We start from the raw sequence: 23,193 nt of genomic DNA on the forward strand, positions 1-23,193 counted from the left end.
GACCTGCGTACGAGGCAACCACGGACACAGGTTCGACGAGGAGCGGTCACAGTGCAGCGCTGGCGTGGCTTGGAGGACATCCCCGAGGACTGGGGGCGCAGCGTCGTCACCATCGGTTCCTATGACGGGGTGCACCGCGGACACCAGCTGATCCTCCGGCACGCCGTGGAACGCGCCCGCGAGCTGGGCGTTCCCACCGTCGCCGTCACCTTCGACCCGCACCCCAGCGAGGTCCTGCGCCCCGGCAGCCACCCGCCACTGCTCGCCCCGCACCACCGCCGCGCCGAACTGATGGCCGGGCTGGGCGTGGACGCGGTCCTGATCCTGCCCTTCACCACCGAGTTCTCGCGGCTGTCCCCGGCCGACTTCGTCGCCAAGGTCCTGGTCGACAGGCTGCACGCCAGGGCGGTCGTCGAGGGCCCCAACTTCCGCTTCGGCCACAAGGCCGCCGGCGATGTGGCGTTCCTGGCCGAGCAGGGCAAGACGTACGACTTCGACGTCGAGGTCGTCGACCTGTTCGTCACCGGTGAGGCGGGCGGCGGTCAGCCCTTCTCCTCGACCATGACCCGGCGGCTGGTCACCGAGGGCGACGTCGAGGGCGCGCGCGAGATCCTCGGCCGCCCGCACCGCGTCGAGGGCGTCGTCGTACGCGGCGCCCAGCGCGGCCGCGAACTGGGCTTCCCGACGGCCAACGTCGAGACACTCCCGCACACCGCCATCCCCGCCGACGGCGTCTACGCCGGCTGGCTGCATGTCGAGGGCGAGGCCATGCCCGCCGCGATCTCCGTCGGCACGAACCCGCAGTTCGACGGCACCGAGCGCACGGTCGAGGCGTACGCCATCGACCGGGTGGGGCTCGACCTCTACGGCCTCCACGTCGCCGTCGACTTCCTCGCCTATGTGCGCGGCCAGGCGAAGTTCGACTCGCTGGACGCGCTGCTCGTGGCGATCGGGGACGACGTGAAGAGGTGCCGGGAGCTGATCGGGGCGTATGAGGGGGAGTAGTCCCCTGAGGTGTGGAGCGCCGACTGCGCTCAATGCGTCGGCCGCGTAGGCCGGGTCGGCTGTGCCGAATGCGGCGGATACGCGTGGGGCCCGTACCGATCGAGTCGTTCGAGACTCGTGAACGGTACGGGCCCTTTGGCGTGTGCGGTTGGGCCGTTACTGCTGGGGGGGCGGTGCGGGCGGGTAGGGCTGGCCCGGCTGCTGCGGGTACTGCTGATCCTGCTGTTGCGGGGGGTACGGCTGGCCCGGAGCGTGCTGGCCCGGCGCCGGCTGCTGGGGATGGCCGGGGTGGCCGTAGGGCTGCGGGGCCTGGCCGGGGGCGGGCTGACCCGGGTAGGGCTGGCCGGGGTACGGCTGGGGCTGCGGCTGCTGTGGGTACGGCTGGCCGGGCTGCTGCTGCGCGGGATATGGCTGGCCCGGCATCGGCTGACCAGGCGTTTGCCGGCCCGGCATCGGCGGGGCGGCCACCGGCGGCGGGTTGCCGTCCGACGTCCACAGGCCGTGTGACTGCTGGTGGCGGGCCATGTCCTCGGCGACCATGGCCGCGAGCGTGAAGTACGACTCCCGCACCTTCGGCCGCATCATGTCGAGGTCCAACTCGGCACCGGCGGCCAGGTGTTCGTCGAAGGGCACGACGATGACACCGCGGCAGCGCGTCTCGAAGTGGGAGACGATGTCCTCCACCTTGATCATCTTGCCGGTGTCGCGCACACCCGAGATGACCGTGATGGAGCGTGCCACCAGGTCCTGGTACCCGTGCGCGGAGAGCCAGTCGAGTGTCGTACTGGCGCTGCTCGCACCGTCCACCGACGGCGTCGAGATGATGATGAGCTGGTCGGCGAGGTCGAGCACCCCGCGCATCGCGCTGTAGAGCAGGCCCGTACCCGAGTCGGTCAGGATGATCGGGTACTGCTTGCCGAGGATGTCGATCGCGCGCCGGTAGTCCTCGTCGTTGAAGGTCGTGGACACGGCCGGGTCGACGTCGTTCGCGATGATCTCCAGGCCGGAGGGGGCCTGCGAGGTGAACCGCCGGATGTCCATGTACGAGTTGAGGTACGGGATCGCCTGGACCAGGTCACGGATGGTGGCCCCGGTCTCGCGGCGCACCCGGCGGCCGAGCGTGCCCGCGTCCGGGTTGGCGTCGATCGCGAGGATCTTGTCCTGCCGCTCCGTGGCGAGCGTCGAGCCGAGGGCCGTGGTGGTCGTGGTCTTGCCCACGCCGCCCTTCAGGCTGATGACCGCGATGCGGTAGCAGGACAGGACCGGGGTCCTGATCAGCTCCAGCTTCCGCTGCCGCTCGGCCTCCTCCTTCTTGCCGCCCAGCTTGAACAGCCCGCCGCCCGACGCGGGACGACTGCTCTTCGCCTTCTGCTTCTTGCTGTTCAGCAGCCGGTCGGAGGACAGCTCGACTGCCGCGGTGTAACCGAGCGGGGCGACACCCGGGTTGGTGGGCTGCCGCTGGTCGTGCTGCACGGCCTGGGGCCAGGCGGCGCCTGTGCGAGGGTCGATGGGGGCGGGGGGGTGGGCTTGACCGCCGGGGTGTCCGGGGTGACCGGGCTGTCCGGGGTGGTCTGGGTGAGCTGCGTGGGCCGGCTGTTCGGGCTGGCCTGGGTGGGCGGGGTGTCCGGGCTGGGCGGGGAAGGGGGCGTGCGGTTGGGCGGCCTGGCTGGGGTGGCCGGGCTGGGCGGGGGGCTGGGGGAAGCCGTAGCCGCCTTGGGGGGGTGGGGCGAGGGGGGCGCCGGGAGTGCCGGGCGGGCCGGCGGCGCCGGGCGTGCCAGGGGTGTTCGGTGTGCCGGGGTGCGGGAAGCCGTAGCCCGCCGGGGGGCCGGGGGGCTGTGGCGCGTTGGGGTGGGGTGCGGGGGCAGGTGCGGGTGCGCCCGGTTGGGCCGGGGGCTGGGGGAAGCCGTAGCCGCCTTGGTGGGGGATGGGTGCCTGGGGCGGTACGGGTGTGCTGGAGGGCGGGAAGCCGTAACCGGGGGCGGGGGTACCTGGCTGTCCCGGTTGTCCCGGCTGCCCGGGCTGAGCCGGAGGTTGGGGGAAGCCGTAGCCGCCCTGGTGGGGGATGGGTGCCTGGGGCGGTACGGGAGTGCCGGGCTGAGGGAAGCCGTAGCCGGCGGGAGCGGGGGCACCGGCGGCCTGCGGGGCCGGCGGCGCAGCTGGGGCGTCGACAGCGTTGCCCCAGGCCGCAGGCGCGCCCTGAGGAGCCTGCGGGTGGATCGGCTGCTGCTGATCGGGCATCCCGGGCACCGCCTGCGCGTCCGGCGCCGACGGTGCGGACGCGGGCCACTGCGCCGCCGGGGCGGGCGCGGCGGGCTGGTACGCGGGCGGCAACGGCGGAAGCCCACCTTGCGGCGTCGGCGTCGGCGTCGGCGGGGGCGTCCAGGCGGGCGGCGTCTGCGGCACGCCACCGGACGCGGCCGGAACCGGTGCGGCGGGTGTGGCGGGTGGGATGTCCTGCGGTGCACCGGCCTGCGGCGCGGGGGGTTGCGGCGCGGCCTCCTCGGGCTCGGCGGCGTCAGCGACGGCGCCTTGAGGAGCGGCCTCCGGAAGCGTGGCCTCCGCCGGCTCGGCCCTGTCGGAGACGGCGTCCGGGCTCACGGCGTCCCCGGGCTGCTCGCCCTCAGCGGCGGCACCCGCCTCGCTGGACGCCTCCGTAGCGGCTGAGCCCTCGGAGCTTTCACCGTCCGGGTGGTCCTGACCACCGCTGCCCTGCGCGCTCTGGCCATCGGCGGGCCGCTCGACGGCATCGGCATCGGCATCGGCATTGGCGTCCGCAACAGCGCTGCCGACTGCGGGGCCGTCCTGCCGCACCTCGGCAGCCGCACCGGCCTCCGCAGCCCCCTCAGCGTGAGGGACACTGGCATTGACACCGTCGCCGCTACCGGCCACGGACCCGGCGTCGGACGCATTCGCGCCCCCCGCCTCCCCGTCCTCCGCCTGCGGCGCGTTCAACTCAAAGTCGCCGGCACCCACTTCACCGCCACCGGAAGCAGCACCCGCACCCGCGTCGACCTGGGGAGGCGCGTCGGAAGCCGTCTCTTCGTCGGCCGCACTCGCACCCGCGACCTCACGCTTCAACGCGGCAGCGGAGATCCGCATGGTCGCGCCGCTCTCGATGTCCCCGTTGTCGAAGCCGGCCTCGGGCGCGGCGGCGACAGGGTGCCCGACCGGGGGCGCGACAGGTGGCCAGGGAGTCGGAAAGGCGCCACCCGGAGCCGCGCCGGACGAGCCGGACATGTCGACAGGAGGACCGACCGGCGGCGCGGGCGGCGGCGTTACGGCACCAACGGCCGGAGGCGTCACGGCACCAACGGCCGGAGGCGTCGCGGGACCAACGGCCGGAGGAACACTCCCCGCACCCGCACCCGCAGCCCCCGCACCAGCAGCCCCCGCACCCGAATCCGCCCCTGCCCCGGCCGCTCCCGGCGAGGCGTTCTGCGTGTACCAGGCAGGCGGCGCGTAGTCGATGGTGAACTCGCCCGTCATCTCGATGGCGGACTCCGCGTCGGGCTGGTCATCGTCGGGTGTGGCCCAGCCCCCGCGGATCCCGTCCCGCTCGCTGCTCACAGTTCCTCCTGGTGTGGTCGAGCACCCTCATGCTGTGCTGGGGCGACCGTTCCTGTCGTCCGATTCGCCGGGCTGGTCCCCCCTCGGGCCCCGGGCCATGTCGCACAGCCTGTACCACCCGCTCGCGGGCGACTCACGACGTGCTGTACCCCAGCCTAATCATCAAAAGCGCGGACCCGTCAGGCCCGTCTCTCCCGACCGGCTTCCGCGAATCGCACAACTAGCCAAAAAGCGGAGTAACTTGGACATAGGTCCCCGGCTTGGTCTTCACTCGCCGGCCTCGTCCTGAACGGGCGGCTCAGTCCATGCGACGTGCCACACCCAGGAGACCGGTCTCCGCGTCTGTGGCCTGCGTCATCACGTACTGCCGGTCCCGCTCCGTGCACCACAGCGTGATGCCGTCCTGCAGTCCCGGCAGGGACCGGATCTCGGGGCGCGGCAGCCCTATCACGCGCCCGATCTCCGTGGCCTCGTCCGGCGACACCCGCTGTACGCCCACGAGACGGGCCTGGCGCATCAACCGCGGTGCGACCGGACTCAGATAGGGAAGAAGCGTGAGAACGGACTGCCAGGGTGCGGACGTCACGCGTCCGCGTGGCGGCCGCATACCGCAGTCACGCACCACCAGCACCGGGGTCCCGGCCGACGCGCCCTGTGGGGGTACGCGTCCCACGTCGTACACGGCAAGACCGTTCTGCCCGCCACCCATCGCGTGTACCAACGGCATCCAGGCCTGTGCCCGTGCCGTCTCCACGGCGACGCGTGCCCCTGTCGCCGCCGCGCGCAGCGCCAAGACCTGGGCCGTCCACAGACCGCCGATGAGGACGACGTCGAACGGGGTCGGACGGTTGACCCCGAGGACGGCGGGCTGGCCCTGTTGGTCGACACCCACCACCACACCGTCGTCTCCGATGGGCAGGGAGAGCGCGCCCACCTGCTCCACGGGCAGCCTGTGCCGCGGGTGTTTGGGACCCAGCAGCCCGAACCCGGTGCGCAACCGTTGCCCGAGGCCCGTGGCCTCCGGAGCGCCTTCCGCCACGGACCCGGGTGCCGGCGAGGCCGATGCCCTGGTGGTCATCAGCGGGTACCTCCGAGCGGCAGGGTGGCGAGAACGCCGGGGAGTTGCTCACGGTCCAGACGCACGAGCCCGGTCCGCGCCTGTCGCGCGGCCTGCTCCAGCTCACGCCGCGCGTCGGTCAGCTCCTGATTGCTGCGACCGGCGATGCGAAAGTGACCTGTGATGGTCACGTCCTGCCGACCGCCCTTGGCCAGCGTCAGACTGAAGGTCGTCGCAAGAGCGGGAACCGCGGTCAGATGTGCCACCAACTGTGCCAGCGAGGTGCCGGAACCGCCCAGTTGAGGCCAGCGGCGCACCCAGTACGTGGTGTGCCGGCGGTTGTCACAGCGCCAACTGCGGCTGGACTCCTCGGTCCGTCGCTGCGGCGTCTCGTCCAGCCCGGTCTGCGCGGCCTGCGCGGTAGCCATCGGGTTGGCGCACGCCGAGGTGGCGATGGCGGCCGTCAGCTCCTCCTCCGTAAGGAGATTGGCCCGGAAGCCGGCGCCGGTCAGTCGACTGGCCAGGTGCTCCGCCGCCCGCACCAGACACTTCTGCGCACCGCGGAGTCCGCCGCCGCGCGCGGCGACCGCCTCCGGGCACAACTCGGGGTCGAGTTTCAGCGCTATCCATGTGATGCGCACCGCGGGAGCGCCCGTCTGGGCCTGCAGCGGTGCGTAATTGCTCACCACCACCGACTGCTGGGGGAGATGCAGCGCGGGCGCCGGCTGCGTGTGCACCAGGATCTGTGCCGACTCCAGCAGGATTCCGTCGACTTCGAGGACATCCTGCACGAGCGCGACGGGCAACGGACGGCGACTGCGCTCGGCGCGCAGCGCACCGGCGTCCGACTCCAGTTGGAGCACCGCGGTGAGGAATCCTCCGTCGCCCACCATGCCGACCGGCCGCTGATCGCGGCGCTCGCCGCGGTTGAAGCTGTACGTCCGCAGTCTCGGATCACACTCCACAGCAGGTGCGAGGCCGGAATCGGTCCCCGGGGGCACCGGCGTGCTCGCGGCCCTGCGCGTGCGGGCCCGCAGCGCCAGCATCGAGCCCAACCACTCGGGCAGGGAGTGCCCGCGGCGTCGTACGAGAGCGAGTGCGACCAGCACGGCGGCAGCGGCGACCGCTGGAATGAGTGCGGCCGTACCGACAAGCCATCCGGCGACCACGAGGGCGGCCGCCATCTCCAGTATCACCAGACGCTGCACCGCGAACGAGCCCCCGTGCCCCGAGTGGGACTTCAGATGGGGCGAGACGGACCCCCGGTACGACGCGGAGGCGGCAGGCGCCGCTCCCGGCCGCGCAGTTGGAGAAGGGGAAGACGAACCGTGCGAACGCGACCGGCGCGCGCCACCCGATCGCGGTCCTGATTGCGAACGCGACCGGGCCCGTGTTGCGGAAGCCATTACTCCAAAACCCCCGAACTCTCCCGAAATTCCCTGCGCTCAGGGCCTTTCAAAGCCTGAGTACCCTGCCCGTGCCATCAGCACAGTCACGCAACAGGCATAGTAGGGGGCGGCTCTGACAGCCTAGGCACCAGAGGCGATCGAGGACGGGGACGGATCTTCACAGGTCCCCCCCATGGCTCCGCACAGGAGAGAGCGGACACAGATGGCATCACGGCGGGAAGAACTCAGCGGCTACACCTTCGCGAAGCGTCGTACGCTCGCGTCCTTCCTTCAGCCATCCCCGTCGGGCTCGGAGGAAGGCGCCCCGAGGCCGATGCGTGCGCTGTGGCCCGGCGCCGTCGTCGGTGTGGTGATCCTCGCGGTCTTCGGCGGCATCGGTGTGTTCAGCCCCACGGCACCCAAGGGCTGGGCCAAGGCGGAGGAGCACGTCATCGTGGCGAGCGATTCCACCACCCGGTACGTGGTGCTGAAGACGGACGGTCGAGAGCAGCTGCATCCGGTTCTCAACATGGCGTCGGCCAAGCTGCTCCTGGACCCCGCCAAGGCCGGCGTCATCACCGTCGACGAGAAGATCCTGGACAGCGGCAAGCCGCCGCATGGCGCCACGATCGGGATCCCCTACGCCCCCGACCGCCTGCCCTCCGCCGACGAGGCCGAGGTCGCCAAGCGCTGGGCTGTGTGCGAGCGTCCCGGTGACGGCGGCCGCGCCATCCAGAACGCCGCGTTCGTCCTGGCCAAGAAGGAGTTCTCCAAGACGGGAGGCTCCAACAAGCTCTCCGGAGGCGACTTGATGTACGTCGTCGGCCCGGACGACAAGACGCAATACGTGGTCGATGCCCAGGGCACCGCGTACCAACTGGCCGACTCCACCGACACCGAGCTGCTCAAAGCCCTCGACACCCAGGGGCGTGAACCGCAGCGAGTCTCCCAGGAATGGCTCGACACCCTCCACAAGGGCGACCCGATCTCCATCCCGGAGATCGACGGTACACCCGGCGTGAAGGCGAACGCCTCCACCGGCCTCGAGCAGTACGACAAGGTCGGCGAGGTCATCAAGGCATACGACGGCCAGCGGATGCAGTACTACGTGGTGCTGCAGGGCGAGGTGGCCCGGATCTCCGAGTTCGTCGCCACGCTGCTGCTCAACAGCCGTGACCTTGTCGACGTCGGGCAGGCGGGCGAGGCGCAACAGGTGCACCCCGGCGCGGTCACCGACAGCACGACCTTCGAGGCGGACAAGACCTGGCCGGCGTTCAAGCCGAAGACGGTGAACGACGGCGCCAGCGCCGCCTCGGGCCGCAACACCGTCTGCAACGTCCTCCTCTCGGTCGGCTCGAAGGGGAAGACGACGCTGTCCACCTGGGTGGGCACCGACTTCCCCGCTCAACTGCCCACCGGTTCCTCCAGCGCGTACGTCACCCCCGGCTCCGGCCAGCTCTACCGCCAGTTCCAGGGCACGGAGACGGCGGCAGGCGGCGTGTTCCTGGTCACGGACACGGGTCTGCGTTATGCCCTGCAGTCCAACAGCGACAGCGCCACCGACGACGAGGGCATCGGCACCTCCGCCAAGCAGCGTGAGGAAGCGCTGACCGAGGCGAAGATCGCTCAGACCCGGCTCGGCTACGAGAAGGTGACCCCCTCGCCGGTTCCCGCCGAGTGGTCGACATTCCTGCCGACCGGCCCGCGCCTGTCGGAGGCGGCGGCGCGGCAGCCGCAGGGCTCGTAGACGCGGGTCGGAGGAGAGCGACGCGATGGCGAGGGTGAAGGTGAAGGTGAAGACGAGGGTGAAGGCGCTCGCCAGGCCGAACGAGCGGGCGCTGAATGAGCGGAGCCGGCGTAGCGCGGGAGCGCGGGAGCTCCGGAGCGGCTGGAGCGGCTGGAGCGCGAGGCCGGGGGCCCTGGCCGCCGCGACCACGCTGATCGCCGCCACCTCGGTGGTCGCCTGGCCTGCGACGTCCGCCTGGGCGGACAGCGGCCAGTGCACGTTTCCGTCGAAGAACTACGCGGGCCGCCCCTGGGCGTTGCAACGCGTCAACCTCGACCAGTTGTGGGCCCTGTCCACGGGCAAGAACGTACAAGTAGCCGTGATCGACACCGGTGTGGACGTCAAGAACCGCCAGCTCACGGAGGCCGTGGACGCCGCCGAGGGCGCGAACTACCTTCCCGTCAAGAACGCCAAGGGCGAGAAGATCGACCGCGGCAACGGCAGCGGCACCACCGACACGGTGGGCCACGGCACACGCGTGGCCGGCATCATCGCGGCCCGCCCGCTGAAGGGGACCGGTTTCGTGGGCATGGCCCCGGACGCCGAGATCATTCCCATTAAGCAGAACAACGCGGAGGGCGACGGAACGGCCCTCACCCTGGCGTCGTCGATCCGCCACGCGGTCGACGTGGGTGCCGACATCATCAACATCTCTCAGGACACGGCCAACGCCGTGAAACCCGACGTGAGGCTTGAGCAAGCCGTCGAGCACGCCCTCGAGAGCAACGTCGTGGTCGTCGCCTCGGCAGGCAACGACGGCCTGGGCGGCAACGTCAAGGTCACCTACCCGGCGTCGTACGAGGGAGTCCTGGCGGTGGCGGCCTCCGACCGCAACAACGAACGGGCATCCTTCTCACAGTCAGGGGAATTCGTAGGAGTCGCAGCCCCCGGCGTCGACATGATCTCCACAGTCCCCGGCGGCGGCCACTGCTCCGACAACGGTACGAGTTTCTCGGCGCCGTACGTGGCCGGTGTGGCCGCCCTCCTGAAGTCCAAGTACCCGAAATGGACAGCCCAGCAGATCGTCGCCCAGATCGAGCAGACCGCGGAACGCTCGATCCCCGGCCACGACCGCCTGGTCGGCTGGGGCGTGATCGACCCCGTCAAAGCCCTGACAGACGTGGACCCGGAGCACCCGGTCGAAAGCCCGAAGCCCGAGGACGGCGTGGCCAAGGGCGAGGCACCCGCGGTCACTCCCCTGCACTTCGGCGAGTCCGCGGAGGAACGGAACACCCGCCTGGCGACATATGTGGCCGTAGGCGGCCTGGTACTGGTGGCGGGCCTGAGCGGCACGGCGGTAGCGGTACGCGACACACGACGCAGGCAGCGGCGCCCGGGAGACGACGCATGGACACGCTGACCCAACTGAACGTGCTGGGCCTGGTCCTGTCCGCCCTACTGCTGGCCATGGCCTGCATCAAGGCGGACCGAGTACGCGCCTGGCGCTCCCGCATCAACCCATCGGCTGAGGACCTACCCGATGCGGCCTTCACAGCCGCCCGTATCCTTTTCGTCACCGCGGCCGGCCTTGGTATCTATCTGGCCATCCAGGGCTTCGGCGGCTAAGACGACGCGTCGTGGACGACAGCGGGCTGACCACTGCGGTGCAGGGGGCCACGGACGACCCGGACGGTGGATTTGCCGGAATGACGAGGCGGGCGACTCCTTCTACTTCGATGACTACGGGACCCTCATCAAGGAGAAAGGTGGCCCAGAACGGCGGCGGCGATGCCCCGCCGTTGGGCGTGGACGCCGAACCGGCTGACGCCAACACCGACTCCGACGCCTACGTCACGGTCAAGGGGAACGGCGCGGGCGTCGTGTTCTGTACGCACATCGAACGCGTTCGGTCGAAAGAGGACGACCACACGCCGCATCACCGGTGGGCCAGGGACGCTGACTTATCGAGCGTATCGGCTTGCTGTGGAGGTGGAGGGCGGGGAGTGCTGACCTCTACCGATGAGTTGTCACACGGCCAATAGTGTGAAGCGCCAGATGTCTTGCCGGAAGCCCTGCGGCGAAGAACAGCAGCGATGGGACGGATACCGTGAAAACTGCGGCTTCCTTGGCTGGGGGCTCTGGTCTGAGCCTGCTCGCGGTCAGCCTGATACTGATGTCACGCGACCCGGTGGCCGCCTCGCCGCCAAGCGGAAGATTTCAAGTCCAGTGAGACGGTCGTGACGCTATGAGGTTTGTGGTGCGGGTTCCCGGCGCTTGGCCGGGTCGTTGATCCACGCGGTCTGGGGTATCCGTGGTGGTCGGGGGCGGCGGCCGAAGCGTTCGGGGTGGCGGGCGTATGCCTCGGCGAGGGTGAGCGCGCGCTGGTCGCGGACCTCCTCGGCGGTCCCGAAGTGGATGGAGGCGGGGGTGTGCCAGCCGATGCCCGAGTGCCGGTGCTCATGGTTGTAGTACGCGATGAACGCGTCGAACCACTCGCGAGCGTGGGTCAGCGAGTCGAACCGCTCGGGGTAGTCCGACATGTACTTCGTGGTCTCGGATTCGCCGCGAACATCACGATCGATGGCGCGTACCGACCGGACGCGGCGACGCTGTTCGACATCGCCCACGAGTCCGTGGAGCGCTTGAGTCAGGCTGCCACGTCTGTTGTGGTCACCGGCCGCCGAGAGATCGACTCCGCAGACGCGCCCGGTTTCACGCAGACGCTGGCCGTCTCGGCCGTTGTCGGCGGCGTACCCCGCGACCTTGTTCAGTCCCAGGTGTACCTGTCCATGCTGGACGTTGCCGATCCGCACGAGCGGGTGGTGATCCGCCTGGTCCTGACAGCTACCGCATCCCAACACCCTGCTGTCCTACACGACTTCCAGGACTTCGTACGCACAGTCAGCCCGGACTCCAACGCGGCTTCGTAGCACGTTCGGCGCAAGCGGCAGATCTTGCACCTGCAACCCTCCCCTCATAGGTTGACTTCATGGGACTCTTCGACAAGCTGACCGGAACCAAACGCCCCGCCGATGGTGTCGCCCCGCGATCCGCCGCCGAGATCCAGGCGGCCCTGCTCGGCCTCAACAGTCCTGATGTCCCGTACGTCATCCGGGACGGCCGTGCGGAAGGCGCCGACTTGGTTGCCGAGTGGCGCATCCTGGACCCGGCCTGGCAGACCTTCTTCGTCCGCGCCCAGGTGAGTCGAGTTTTCCAGGTCCGTATGCGTTTGGTTCCGGAGACGAACGAAGTTCGCTCCCTCGACCAGCAATACGAGGTGACGTGGGTCGGCGACACCCCCAGACTGGCCATCGCGGCCGAGGCTCAACGGGGCCAGGTGCAGACGGTCTCGAAACGCTGGACGCTGGGCGGGGGCGAAGACGGCGGCCTCGAAGCGACCGAGACGTTTGGCTTCGACAGCTCTGAGCTGAAGGGCCGCCTGCAAGACACAATCCTGGGCGTGGGGTGGACCTGGCGAGGAGTAATCACTGGCAAGCTGTGAGCTTTCGGGCCCTGACTCGCTGCCTTGCCGTGGGTTCCCCCTTACCGTTTGCCTGCGCACCGCCCCACACTGGAAAGAGCGTCGAAACAAGGAGTGCGCAGGGATGCCGTACTAGGTTTCGACGTCGAGTGAGACGGTGAGTTCCCCGTTGTGCGGGAGATGCTGATTAGCTGGCCAGAAGGGGTGTACGGGGTTTCGGGTTCGCTTGTTCGGCCGTCGCCTGGTCGGCGTGGTGATTCTCCTCGAACTCGTAATTACACTTCAGCTGCTGTGATCGAGAAGCAGCCGGGCATCAGTGACAGCCTGGCACGGATGGCATCGGGTCACATCGACAGCCTCAACTACTCTGCTGCCGACTTCGGTCGCAGCGGCGATGCGACCGGGCGCGATGCCCGGTTCGGCGCCGATGCAAATCACCTCCGAGACTTCGGCGAGACGACCACGACCAACTTCCTTCGTGCCGTGGCCGCTGATGAGGACGCGTACAACACGGTGTCGGCAGCCCAGCAGGCGTACGGCTCCAGCGTCATGGCCGCGCAGGGCGGCGACGAAGGAGATGTGAAGCGGGTCGCTCTGCACAGCATGTTGATGCACGGCACCCTCGATCAGTCCCGGTTCGAGAGCATCGGCCAGGAGTTCGCCGACGAGAAGGAAGCTGCCAACCGGGAGCTGGAGAAGCAGGGGGCCTGGCGTGACTTCGCCGCCGGCGCTGTGATCGGTACAGGGGTGGGAGTGGCCTCCGCCGTGGTCATCCCGGCCGGTGCGGCAGCGGCCACCGCCGTACCGCTCGCCTTCGAAGTGGCCGGCGGGGCGGCGGAGACCCATATGTCGAGCCAGACGCTCGACAGGCTGAAGGAGAACGAGTTCGACAACAAGGACGAGGCGCTCCAGGCAATCGACAAGGCCCGAGATACAGGCCAGAGCAACGCCATGATTCCGCTGCTGAATTGCGCGCAGGCGAGCGGCATGTCCGAGGACGAAATTTGGGACCTGTCGAGTGAGGCGGAAGATGCTTACAACAGGGGTCGCGACCGTAGCGACACCAAGGACGTTCGAGGATACTGATGACGAGAATTTTGGCCGTCTCCTTGGCTACCGCCGCCCTGTTCCTGACGGCGACGTCCTGCACCACGGAGGAAAGCCCGTCGACCACGGCGGCGGACGGTTGCGAGGAAGCCCTGGGAGATTCGGGAGTCAAGTGGGTCGAGAGCCATGCGGACATTGCTGATGGTGATGACCTGGACCGGGGCAGCGTCGACCTGAAGGAAGCGCGGGCGCAACATTACAAGCAGCTAGAAGATGGGGGTTCGGACGAATACCAGCAGCATTGGTCGTCCGAAATATGCAAGATGATCACTTATGGTGCAGGTAAGAGTAAGGAGCTGAGACTGGAATTCGGCCCCTCTTCTCTCTCCTTCTATTTCGAGGAGAAGGGAAAGCAGGAAGGGGTTATTACCCCAGTTAATTCAGGCGTTAAACTTCATCAGGTGGATGGCTATAAGGGAGTCATCCATTATAGCGTCTACGTCAAGTGCAAGATCCCCGGCACGTCGCCGAGGCAGGAGATGGAGAACCCCTTGGCAGGTGTCATGACCGACACCCTCACCAGTGGCACATCGGACCGTGACCACATGAAGTACCTCCTGCGGTCCGCCCGCGCGATGGCCGATGCCCTGGACTGCGAGAACAAGCCGACGATTCCCGCGGAGCCGCCTGCTGCCGTGCAGTGAGCGTTTCCCTGCGACGACTTGCGGGCGGCGACGGCTTGTTCGACGAGGGCGCGGGTCTTTGCGCGGGAACCGCAGAAGACGCGCACTCCCGTGCCCGGGCAACTCTTCAGCTGTGTCGCACGGGAGTTGAGGTAGAGACGCGAACGATCTTCTGCGTAAGTCTGATGAAGACCGCAAGCAGTGAGACGCCGTCGTCCGTGGTGGCGCTGAATCATGGGGTAGAGCCACGCGGGCCTGGTGCACGGGCCGTCGTGTGCACCCCGTTCACAGCGAACAGGCAAGCGGGCAAAGTGTGGCAGCTGATCGGTCTCGTAACCGAGCTGACGCACATCGCTGTTGGCCCGGTTGCGCAGGTTGACTACAGTGGTAAACGAACTGTGAGGTGCGGCTCGCTTTGCGATCGCACGGCGAGTGGTTGGCCAGGTCTCGATCGTATCGGGGTCGATGGCTGTACGGGGAAACGGGGAGGAGCGTCGTGCTTCCGGCAGAGATGGCGGGGGGTGTGTCGGCGGCCAGGGCTGCGAACCTCGAGGCCAGTGGTGAGGCGCTGGACAAGTTCGTGAAGCGGGTGGATGCGGTTCTCCGCGACCTTGAGACGTCGGCCGGCAACCCGACGAAGGTGGGCGCCCAGACCATCAGGTCCACGTCCCTGAGCGCGGGGGCGGATGGCATTTTCCCTGAGGCCGACGGCTTGTACACGCAGTACAACCGGGTCCATCAGGAGCTCACGTCCCTGTCCAAGACCCTGCATCTGCAGATTGAGGCGACGGCCATCGCGGTTCAGGGTGCGCATCAAGGCTTCGACAATCTCGAAGAGGAGCTGCGTCAGCGGTTCTACGCCATCCAGAGGCAGGTCAGGGAGATCCAGGATGGCAAGCAGCGCACCAATGACGGTCGTTCCGGCATGAAGGCGTGACGATGACTGACAAAGAGTACGAGGCTGACTTCGACCGCGTCGAGGGGCAGAACGGTGTCACGGATATCGTCCGTGGGTTTGAGGACCGTCCGCAAGGTGGACTGCTCAACCGCATGGTGCGCTCGGCCTTCGTGGATAGTTCGTTCGGGCGGACCATCGCGGATCGAACGGATTTTGAGAAGCGGGACTTCGACCTCAATCAGCTGATTGACCTCGTCGAGCAGACGGACCCGGAGGATCTGGAATCCTCGGGCAAGGCTCTGTGGGATGCGCGCGACGCCATCAAAGCGGCAGCTGACGAACTCGAAGGCCACATCGACAACGTTCACTGGGTCGGAGAGTCGGGTGATGCCTTCCGTAAATGGGGTGGCTCGCTCGTCACCAACACGCATCACTTGAGTGACTTCGCCGGGGCGGCAGGGGATCAGATCACTGCTGCCGCCGTGGGCCTGGCGTCTGTGCGCGGTGCCATGCCGTCTCGTGATTCGGAAGCGAGCCGGAAGCGGCCCGACCACTTCACAGAGGCTGAGAAAGTCGCGGACAAGGGCGAGTACGCGACTGCCGTACGGGTGGAGAAGGACCGCCAAGAGGCGATCAACCAGATGAACCGGTTGGCTTCGTACTACGGGGTGTCCGAAGAAGTTCTGGCGTCCCTGCCGGCCAAGGATAAGACGCCGGAGTTCACGGCCATGCCCGACCTGGGGGTTCCCCAGCCTCTAAAGGGGTTTAGTGATCAGCCTTCGGCGTCTGCCACGGGCTCACATAGTGGCGGAACGGCATCTGTCCTTGACCATCAGACGACGGTGACGAACGATGTCTCCAGGTACAGCACAAGTGACAACCCACAGCCCAAAGACATCACGGGCAACATCACGTACCCCAACGAGCCTGTCCGTACGAATATCGACAGCGTCGGCACGCTGCCACCGTCCACGCCCACACCCGTGACCGGCCAGGCTCCGCCGGCATTGGGTACCCCCGCTCCGGGGGGAGGCCAGCCGAGCATCTTTGAGGGCGGCCTCGGGAAGCCGGTCTCCAATGGCACGTCAGGTCGGAACCTGGGCGGAGCAGGTGGTCTTCGTAATCCTGCGTCGGCTCAAGGGCGCACGGGCACGCCCGATTTGACCAATTCGGGTCCGGGGCGGTCCACGGGGCAAGGGCCCATGAACCAGATGGGACGTGCCACCTCGACAGGGCAGCCCACTGCCAGAGGCATGGCTCCTGGATCGCAGTCGTCCCAGATGGGCCGAGCGGTCACTGGTGGTACGCCGCGGGTCGGCGGCACGACTGCTCCGAAAGCAAACAACGGTCCCGTGACCGGGGCCGGTCGGGCCAACGGAGTTGTTGGGGGACAGCCCACGGCCGTCGGCGGCGCTTCTCCGAAGGGTGGGGCCGGGATTCCTCGCGGCACGGTCGTCGGTGGCGAGGGAGCAGCCAATGCCCGGCCTGCTACTGGTCGGCCTGGGCGGCGAGGCGTTTTCGGAGCGCCCGAGTCCACGGCGCGGCAGAGTTCGAGCGCGGCGTCCCCTCGTGGTGGTACGGGAACATCCGGGGCGGTCACGGGTCGGCCGGCCGCACGCAACTCCGTAGCAGGAGCTGAGCGCAACGGCCTGACACGTGGCGGCACCGGTCTCGTGCGCGGTCCTGGCCGCAGGACACCTGGTGACGACGGAAACGCCCAGGGATCGCAGTGCGCCGACCGCCGGGTCGAAGACCAAGAGACTCACCTGCCCGACAACCCGCGGCGTAATGTGCCGCCGGTGGCCAACTGAGCGCGAGCGAGGACACGGAACACGATGAAGTCAGGGACCAGCCGACGAGCCAAGCGGCCCGCCCTCCACACAACGCGTTGCGGTAGACGAGTGCGCGCTGTGAGCGCGGTTGTCGTCGCCCTGGCCGCAGCGACCGTGGGCTTCGCGCCGAGCGCTGCCGCGGACGACGTCCAGTCGAAACAGTGGTACTTGGGGCCAATGAAGGCCGAGCAGATGTGGAAGGTCAGCACGGGAAAGGGCATCAAGATTGCTCTCATCGACAGTGGGGTGAACGCAAATACCCCGTCGCTGAGGGGACAGGTCCTGACCGAGGAAGTCCCCAAGTCGGTCGCGTACCACGCCACGGACGATTACGACGGACATGGGACGACCATGGCCGAGCTAATGGCCGGTACGGGATCAGGAGGAGGCCTCCAGGGTCTTGCGCCCGGGGCGAAGATCGTTCCCTATCGCATCGAACTCGAGGGCCTGAAGGGCGGGTCGGAAGAGAAGCAAAAGACACCCGACGACGTAGACGCAATCAGGGCGGCAGCTGACACAGACGCGCAAATCATCAGTATGTCGTTCGGAGGGGATGGGCCGAGTTCTAAGCAGGAGGCGGCCATTGAGTATGCCGCTTCGAAGGGAAAATTGTTGATCGCCGCAGTTGGGAACGAGGGCCGAGACGAGGGGAAGATCGGTTATCCGGCCGCGTACCCGTATGTACTGGGGGTGGCGGCTGTGGACTCATCCGGCACGGTGCCGGAGTTCTCTTCGTACGGGAATTATGTGGATCTCTCGGCGCCAGGTGATGGCTTCCCCGGTTGGTGTGATGAGAGCTTTCGCTCGTACTGCGATGACGACCAAGGCACGAGTGCCGCAGCTGCCATCGCCTCAGCCTCCGCCGCCCTGATCTGGTCCGCCCACCCTAACTGGACGGTGAACCAGGTCACCCGATCCTTGATCGACACAGCTGGCCGCACATGGGCGAAGGATATTCCGAGCAAGTACGCCGGCTACGGAATGGTCCGCCCACGCAAGGTTCTAGAAGACCGCAACTACGACGCAGGCGCCGCAAACGTTGACCCCCTCGCGAAGGACAATGGCGGAGATCTCCTGGCCAACTCCGCATCCCCCGCCTCGTCCTCTCCCTCCCCCTCTCCGTCAACCGCATCACAGGCCCCCGGAAAGGGTTCCACCGGCGGGACCTCGGCGGCAGGATCAGCCGCGGAATCGACTAATGACAGCAACACCCTGTGGATTGCGCTCGGGACAGCCGCTGCGGCCATCGTGATCGGTGGTGTCGGCGTAGCGGTCATGCGGGCGCGGCGCATCGGGTGACTTCGGCAGCCGTAAAGGGCTGTTCAGGCTCTGTGCTGTTCGCTCAGCCAAGACAGTTGGATCAGGAAACAGAATCAGGAAGGACGGCTGACCATGGCCGGAAAGCAGAAGCTCGAAAACGATGCCGTAATTCTGCTCCAGAAGCAGATGCTTACGAAGTACGAGAATGTCACGAAGCGTGTGCACAGGCTTCAGGGCATTATCGACAGCCTGGAGAGTGGCCAGTGGGACGGAATCGGCCGAGCTGCGTTCGACAAGAAGCAGTTCGAGATCAACCAGTCGCTGCAGAACATGGGCCGAATCCTTGCTGAGGTCATCGAGGCGATGACCTCAACGCGCAACATCATTGACACCAAGGAAGACGAGGTGCGTGCGGCGGTCAACAAGATCGACCTCCAGGACGGTGCTCCCACGGTCAAGGCGTCCCCCCTGAGCTCCTACTGAGCCGAGCCGCACCCAGGACCAAGGCCGGACACCGGCACTCATCAGGTACGCACCAGCGAGACGAGGTAAGGCAAGTATGGGCAACAACACCGATGGGCTTTCCGTCACTTATGACGCGCTCGACATCACGGCGACCAAGATCGCGACTGAGGCGAGGGACCTCGAGACGGACCTGCAGGAGTTGAAGAGGCTCGTCGAGAGCAGTCGGCAGTACTGGGAGGGTGACTCCCAGGACGCGTTCAACGCGAAGCTGAAGAGGTGGGACACGGAAGCCACCGACATCCACACGGCGCTCACGGGTATCGGTCACGTTGTGGCTACGGCAGGCGGTACCTACATGGAGGGCGACAAAAAGGGAGCCAGCTACCTTCAGTAGCACGAGGCGCATAGAGCAGTTCCGGGGTGGGCGCGCGCGGGAGGCGCCCACCCCGTTGTTGGTTCAGAGCCCACCCAGCGGCATGTCGAGGCCGGTTCCATGTCCGCAAGTGAGAGCGGACGACCGTGACGAGCGGCTTTCGACGTTCCCATGGAGCGCGAGCCCCGGTCCGAGGTCCGCCGTACGGACGCCCGTTCCCTGACCGAACCGGCGCCGTGACCACCGAAGCGGTCACGCCCCAAGAGCCCCGCACTTCAGTCGACAGACAGACAGACAGACAGACAGACAGACAGACAGACAGACAGACAGACAGACAGACCGACCCACCGGCAGACCGACCCACCGGCAGACCGACCCACCGGCAGACCGACCCACCGGCAGACCATCACGCCGGCATGCCGTCCTGCCGTCATACGTTCCCGTCCTCGACCAACCCGATCTGAACCAACGGCTTCCCCCGCTTCCGGGACACGAACACCCCACGCCCCGCAGGCATCGGCCGCGGCCGCACCCCACCCAGCAGGTCGCCCTCACCCGGGTCACCCGCGAGGACGACGCCCTGCGCACCGAGTTCCTTGATGCGCTGCATGAAGCCCTCGTAGCCGGCACGGCTCGCACCCGCGGTGGACCGGGCGATGATGAAACGGACGCCGACATCGCGGGCGAAGGGCAGCAGCTCCGTCAGGCCCGCCAGCGGGTTGCCGCTCGACGTGGACACCAGGTCGTAGTCGTCGATGATCACGAAGACCGTGGGACCACGCCACCAGCTGCGGTCGCGGAGCTGTTCCGCTGTGACGTCCGCGGTGGGCGTCCGGCGCTGCATGAGGTCGGCCAGCGCGTCCATATGGTGCTGCATCTGGTTCGACATGGGGATGTACTCCGCCAGGTGGGACGGCGGCGTGACACCCAACAGCGAGCGGCGGTTGTCGACCACGAACATCTTGCAGGTGTTGCCGTCGTACCGCTCGCTGAGGTGCTTGATGAGCAGCTTCAGCAGGTTCGACTTTCCGGACTCGCTCTCGCCGAAGACGAGGAAGAACGGGTCCTGGTCGAAGTCCACGAACACCGGCTCGAGGTTGTCCTCGTCCAGGGCGAAGGAGATGCCGCGGCGCGGGAAGCGGTTGCCCGGGGGCAGTTGGGCGGCCGGGAACTCCCTCGGCAACAGGCGTACTTCGGGGGCGCCGGACTGTTGCCAGTGGCGGCTGACGTCGGCCGCGAGAGCGGACGTCGCCTCCGCCAGGTCCGTGTCGGAGGACAGGCCGTCGATGCGCGGGACCGCTGCCATGAAGTGCTGCTTCCGAGGTGTCTGACCGCGTCCCGGAACGCCCGTGGGCACGTTGGCGGCCACCTTGCGGTCGAACTCGGAGTCCATGGGGTCGCCGAGCCGCAGTTCCAGGCGATTCATCAGGTGGTCCTTGAGGTTCGAGCGGACCTCCATGGAGCGCGAGGCGGTGAGGACCAGATGGATGCCGTAACCGAGGCCGCGCGCCGCGATGTCCAGGATCACCGGATCCAACGCCTCATAGTCCGTACGGAAGTTGCCCCAGCCGTCGATCGCGAGGAAGACGTCGCCCCAGGGCTGGTCGGTCACCGAGATGTCGTCCCGTGCACGGCGCGCCCGGAACTCGGCGATAGAGGGGATGCCCGCGGTGCGGAAGTACTCCTCGCGGCGGGTCAGGACGCCGTACACCTCGGCGACCGTACGCCGGACCTTCTCGGGGTCCAGACGAGAGGCCACACCGCCCACGTGCGGCAGACCGGCCACGGCCGACAAGCCGCCGCCACCGAAGTCCAGCCCGTAGAACTGCACTTCGTGCGGGGTGTGGGTGAGCGCGAAGGACGCGATGACCGAGCGCAGCAGCGTCGACTTGCCGGACTGCGGGCCACCGAGGATCTGCATGTGGCCGGCCGCGCCGCCGAAGTCGGCCCACAGCGGTTCGCGCCGCTGCTCGTACGGCTTGTCGACGATGCCCACCGGGACGACGAGCCGGCCCGCACCCTCGTAGCCGGGCTGCGTCATGCCCCGGCCGGTCACCGGAGCCAGCCCAGGGAGCAACGAGTCGAGCGAGGGCGGACTGTCCAGCGGGGGCAGCCACACTTGGTGGGCGGCCGGGCCCTGCGCCTCCAGACGTCGGACGATCACATCCAGCACGGTGTCGGCGAGCGCGTCGTCCTGCTGCGCGTCCGGCTCCTCCTGGCGTTGCCGCGGTACCGGCACGTACTGCACCGGGACTTCGGCCGCGGTGAACAGCACGGGCCGACGGTCGACGGGGAGCGGTCCGCCAGGCGTGACGGCCTGCTGGGAACCCGTGCGGTACACGCCGGAGACGTACGCGGCCTTGAAGCGCACCATCTCCTCCGTGCCGAACTTCAGGATGCCGGAGCCCGGCACATTCGGCAGCTGGTAGGCGTCCGGGACGCCGATCGCGGCACGTGACTCGGCCGCCGAGAACGTCCGCAGACCGATCCGGTACGACAGGTAGGTCTCGAGTCCTCTCAGGCGACCCTCCTCCAGACGCTGCGAGGCGAGCAACAGGTGTACACCCAGAGAACGGCCGATACGGCCGATCTGCACGAACATCTCGATGAAGTCCGGCTTCGCGGTGAGCAGCTCGCTGAACTCGTCGATCACCAGGACGAGCGACGGAATGGGCTGGAGCGGGGCGCCGGCCGCCCGGGCCTTCTCGTAGTCATGGATGTTGGCGTAGTTGCCGGCGTCGCGAAGCATCTCCTGGCGACGGTTCAGTTCACCGCGGATCGAGTCACCCATACGGTCGACGAGGGTCAGGTCGTCCGCGAGGTTGGTGATCACGGCCGCGACGTGCGGCATCTGTGCCATGCCGGCGAAGGTCGCACCGCCCTTGAAGTCCGCCAGGACGAAGTTCAGTGTCTCGGAGGAGTGCGTCACGGCCAGACCGAGTACCAGCGTGCGCAGCAGCTCCGACTTTCCGGAACCGGTCGCGCCGACACAGAGGCCGTGCGGGCCCATGCCCTCCTGCGCGGCCTCTTTGAGGTCGAGCATCACGGGCCGGCCGTCCTCGCCGAGGCCGATCGGCACGCGCAGCCGCTCTGACTGCGAACGCGGGCGCCAGGTGCGCCGCGGGTCGACCGAGGCCGCGTCGCCCAGGTTCAGCAGTTCCGTGAAGTCCAGGTTGGCCAGCAGCGGTTGGTCGTCGTCGCCGCCCGATGCCATGCGCAGCGGCGCGAGTTGCCGGGCAAGCGCTTCGGCGGCCTCGTACGACAGGACGTCCGGCGTGCCCTCGTAGACCATGCCGTGCGCCGACTCGAGAAGCAGTTCCCCCGGGTGCACGATGACCGAGAGGTCTCCGCGTCCGAAGCTGAGGTCCCCGGGAACAACTTCGAGCACTGTCACGCCCTGCATGCCTTCGGGGCTGGCCAACAGGGAGGTGGGCGGCAGGGAGACACCGTCGAGTACGACCACCAGGTGAGGCTGCTCGGGCACGGGCGGACCGGCGGGGTGGAAACGGGGGCGGCCCTGGAGACGGGTGGCGAGCCGCTCGTCCAGCTCCATGGGATCGGTCATGATCAGGCGCATGCTGCCCGCGCCGTCCGCCAGGCCCGGCGTCTGCACATGCGGCAGCCACTTGGCCCACTCCCACTCGGGCGTGGACTCGCGTCCGGTGGCGACTGCGATGACCAGGTCCTCGGGAGAGTGCAGCGAGGCGAGGGAGGCGGCCACGGCGCGGGCCGTGCCGCGCACGGTGCCCGGTTCGCCGCTGATCGTCACGTGATAGAAGGCGCGCAGCGAGACCGCCATCGGCAGGCCGTCGATGGTGCTGTGGGTGGCCAGGAAACGCTGCATGGCGCCCGCGGTCAGCGGCTCCAGCTCGTCGACCGGCGCCGTCTCCGGCGGGACCAGGGGAGTGGCCAGTGCCTGCGGGCCGAGGCCCACGCGCACCTGCCCGAAGTCCTCGTCACCGGCGCGCCGCTCCCACACCCGGCTGCCTTCGGCCACCAGCGCCCACAGTTGCTCCGGCGAAGGGTGCAGGTAGTACTGGACGTCGCGTTGGGCTTTGGCGGTGTCCAGGGCGTGGCGCCGGGTCTGGGAGAGGTAGCGGAGGTAGTCGCGCCGTATGTCCGCCAACTGCCCCTGGTTGCCGCGGCGGTAGCGGACCAGCATCGCGACGCCCATGGCGATAGTGGAGGCCACCATCACCATGCCCATGATCTTCATGAAGGGCTGGGCCTGAGGGTTGAAGAAGAACACCACGGAACCGCCCATGCCGAGCATGGGCAGGAGCTGCATGAGAGCACCCTCCTGCTGCCCCCGCGGAAGCTCCGGCGGAGGTTGCAGCACGACCTCGTCCGTGGGCACTTCCTTCGGCAACGCCCGTGGCGGGCGCTTGACGACGATGTGGCTCACTACGCA

At 68.1% G+C, this 23,193-nt stretch carries 18 protein-coding genes; 13 read left to right on the top strand and 5 right to left on the bottom strand.

What is annotated here, in order from left to right:
- Window positions 1-51: 51 nt before the first annotated feature.
- Window positions 52-1,005 carry a bifunctional riboflavin kinase/FAD synthetase gene (locus I8N67_RS29525; RefSeq protein WP_200307278.1) on the top strand — a complete coding sequence of 318 codons (954 nt, stop codon included), beginning with the start codon at window positions 52-54 and terminating at the stop codon, window positions 1,003-1,005.
- Between the two features lie 156 nt (window positions 1,006-1,161).
- Here the strand turns inward: I8N67_RS29525 and I8N67_RS29530 are convergent, their stop codons facing one another.
- The 3 genes from I8N67_RS29530 to eccE all read right to left on the bottom strand — a co-directional run bounded on the left by I8N67_RS29530 (window position 1,162) and on the right by eccE (window position 7,035).
- On the bottom strand, window positions 1,162-4,572 hold the full coding sequence (locus I8N67_RS29530; protein ID WP_200307279.1) for an SCO5717 family growth-regulating ATPase: 3,411 nt from the start codon (window positions 4,570-4,572) through the stop codon (window positions 1,162-1,164).
- A gap of 298 nt (window positions 4,573-4,870) precedes the next feature.
- Window positions 4,871-5,650, bottom strand: coding sequence for a hypothetical protein (locus tag I8N67_RS29535; RefSeq protein WP_200307280.1), 780 nt, complete (start codon window positions 5,648-5,650; stop codon window positions 4,871-4,873).
- Complete coding sequence (gene eccE, locus I8N67_RS29540; RefSeq protein ID WP_200307281.1) at window positions 5,650-7,035, bottom strand: type VII secretion protein EccE; 1,386 nt, start codon at window positions 7,033-7,035, stop codon at window positions 5,650-5,652. Before eccE ends, I8N67_RS29535 begins: the two co-directional genes overlap by 1 nt.
- A 205-nt stretch (window positions 7,036-7,240) precedes the next feature.
- Between eccE and eccB the strand changes: the two genes are divergently transcribed.
- The 3 genes from eccB (at window position 7,241) to I8N67_RS29555 (ending at window position 10,369) form a co-directional block, all read left to right on the top strand.
- On the top strand, window positions 7,241-8,764 hold the full coding sequence (gene eccB, locus I8N67_RS29545; RefSeq protein ID WP_200307282.1) for a type VII secretion protein EccB: 1,524 nt from the start codon (window positions 7,241-7,243) through the stop codon (window positions 8,762-8,764).
- 172 nt (window positions 8,765-8,936) lie between these two features.
- Window positions 8,937-10,163 (top strand): type VII secretion-associated serine protease mycosin, encoded by a 1,227-nt coding sequence (gene mycP, locus I8N67_RS29550; protein ID WP_372443822.1) that lies wholly within the window; start codon window positions 8,937-8,939, stop codon window positions 10,161-10,163.
- Entirely contained in the window at window positions 10,151-10,369 is a 219-nt protein-coding gene (locus tag I8N67_RS29555) for a hypothetical protein (RefSeq protein ID WP_200307284.1), read from the top strand. The genes mycP and I8N67_RS29555 overlap by 13 nt, the downstream gene beginning before the upstream one ends.
- A gap of 617 nt (window positions 10,370-10,986) precedes the next feature.
- Here I8N67_RS29555 and I8N67_RS43995 read toward each other — a convergent pair.
- The gene (locus I8N67_RS43995; RefSeq protein WP_200307285.1) at window positions 10,987-11,283 is read right to left on the bottom strand and encodes an integrase core domain-containing protein; all 297 of its coding nucleotides are present in this window, start codon (window positions 11,281-11,283) and stop codon (window positions 10,987-10,989) included.
- Between the two features lie 102 nt (window positions 11,284-11,385).
- Here I8N67_RS43995 and I8N67_RS29565 point away from each other — a divergent pair, with 102 nt between their 5' ends.
- The 9 genes from I8N67_RS29565 to I8N67_RS29605 all read left to right on the top strand — a co-directional run bounded on the left by I8N67_RS29565 (window position 11,386) and on the right by I8N67_RS29605 (window position 18,803).
- Window positions 11,386-11,673, top strand: coding sequence for a hypothetical protein (locus I8N67_RS29565; RefSeq protein WP_234046498.1), 288 nt, complete (start codon window positions 11,386-11,388; stop codon window positions 11,671-11,673).
- 59 nt (window positions 11,674-11,732) lie between these two features.
- Entirely contained in the window at window positions 11,733-12,245 is a 513-nt protein-coding gene (locus I8N67_RS29570) for a hypothetical protein (protein WP_200307286.1), read from the top strand.
- A 270-nt stretch (window positions 12,246-12,515) separates the two neighbouring features.
- Complete coding sequence (locus I8N67_RS29575) at window positions 12,516-13,310, top strand: hypothetical protein (RefSeq protein ID WP_200307287.1); 795 nt, start codon at window positions 12,516-12,518, stop codon at window positions 13,308-13,310.
- The gene (locus tag I8N67_RS29580; protein WP_200307288.1) at window positions 13,310-13,975 is read left to right on the top strand and encodes a hypothetical protein; all 666 of its coding nucleotides are present in this window, start codon (window positions 13,310-13,312) and stop codon (window positions 13,973-13,975) included. Before I8N67_RS29575 ends, I8N67_RS29580 begins: the two co-directional genes overlap by 1 nt.
- Before the next feature lie 475 nt (window positions 13,976-14,450).
- Window positions 14,451-14,891, top strand: coding sequence for a DUF2563 family protein (locus I8N67_RS29585; RefSeq protein WP_200307289.1), 441 nt, complete (start codon window positions 14,451-14,453; stop codon window positions 14,889-14,891).
- 2 nt (window positions 14,892-14,893) lie between these two features.
- Window positions 14,894-16,663, top strand: a complete 1,770-nt coding sequence (locus I8N67_RS29590) for a WXG100 family type VII secretion target (protein WP_200307290.1) — start codon at window positions 14,894-14,896, stop codon at window positions 16,661-16,663.
- Window positions 16,664-16,753: 90 nt separating this feature from the next.
- A complete protein-coding gene (locus tag I8N67_RS29595; RefSeq protein ID WP_372443821.1) occupies window positions 16,754-17,983 on the top strand; it encodes a S8 family serine peptidase in 1,230 nt (409 codons plus the stop codon).
- A gap of 93 nt (window positions 17,984-18,076) precedes the next feature.
- Entirely contained in the window at window positions 18,077-18,427 is a 351-nt protein-coding gene (locus I8N67_RS29600; RefSeq protein ID WP_200307292.1) for a WXG100 family type VII secretion target, read from the top strand.
- Window positions 18,428-18,503: 76 nt separating this feature from the next.
- Entirely contained in the window at window positions 18,504-18,803 is a 300-nt protein-coding gene (locus I8N67_RS29605) for a WXG100 family type VII secretion target (protein ID WP_200307293.1), read from the top strand.
- Window positions 18,804-19,212: 409 nt separating this feature from the next.
- Here I8N67_RS29605 and eccCa read toward each other — a convergent pair whose 3' ends face one another.
- Window positions 19,213-23,187 (bottom strand): type VII secretion protein EccCa, encoded by a 3,975-nt coding sequence (gene eccCa, locus I8N67_RS29610; protein ID WP_200307294.1) that lies wholly within the window; start codon window positions 23,185-23,187, stop codon window positions 19,213-19,215.
- Window positions 23,188-23,193 lie beyond the last annotated feature (6 nt).

It is taken from the genome of Streptomyces adelaidensis (assembly GCF_016598475.1).
Taxonomy (GTDB): domain Bacteria; phylum Actinomycetota; class Actinomycetes; order Streptomycetales; family Streptomycetaceae; genus Streptomyces; species Streptomyces adelaidensis.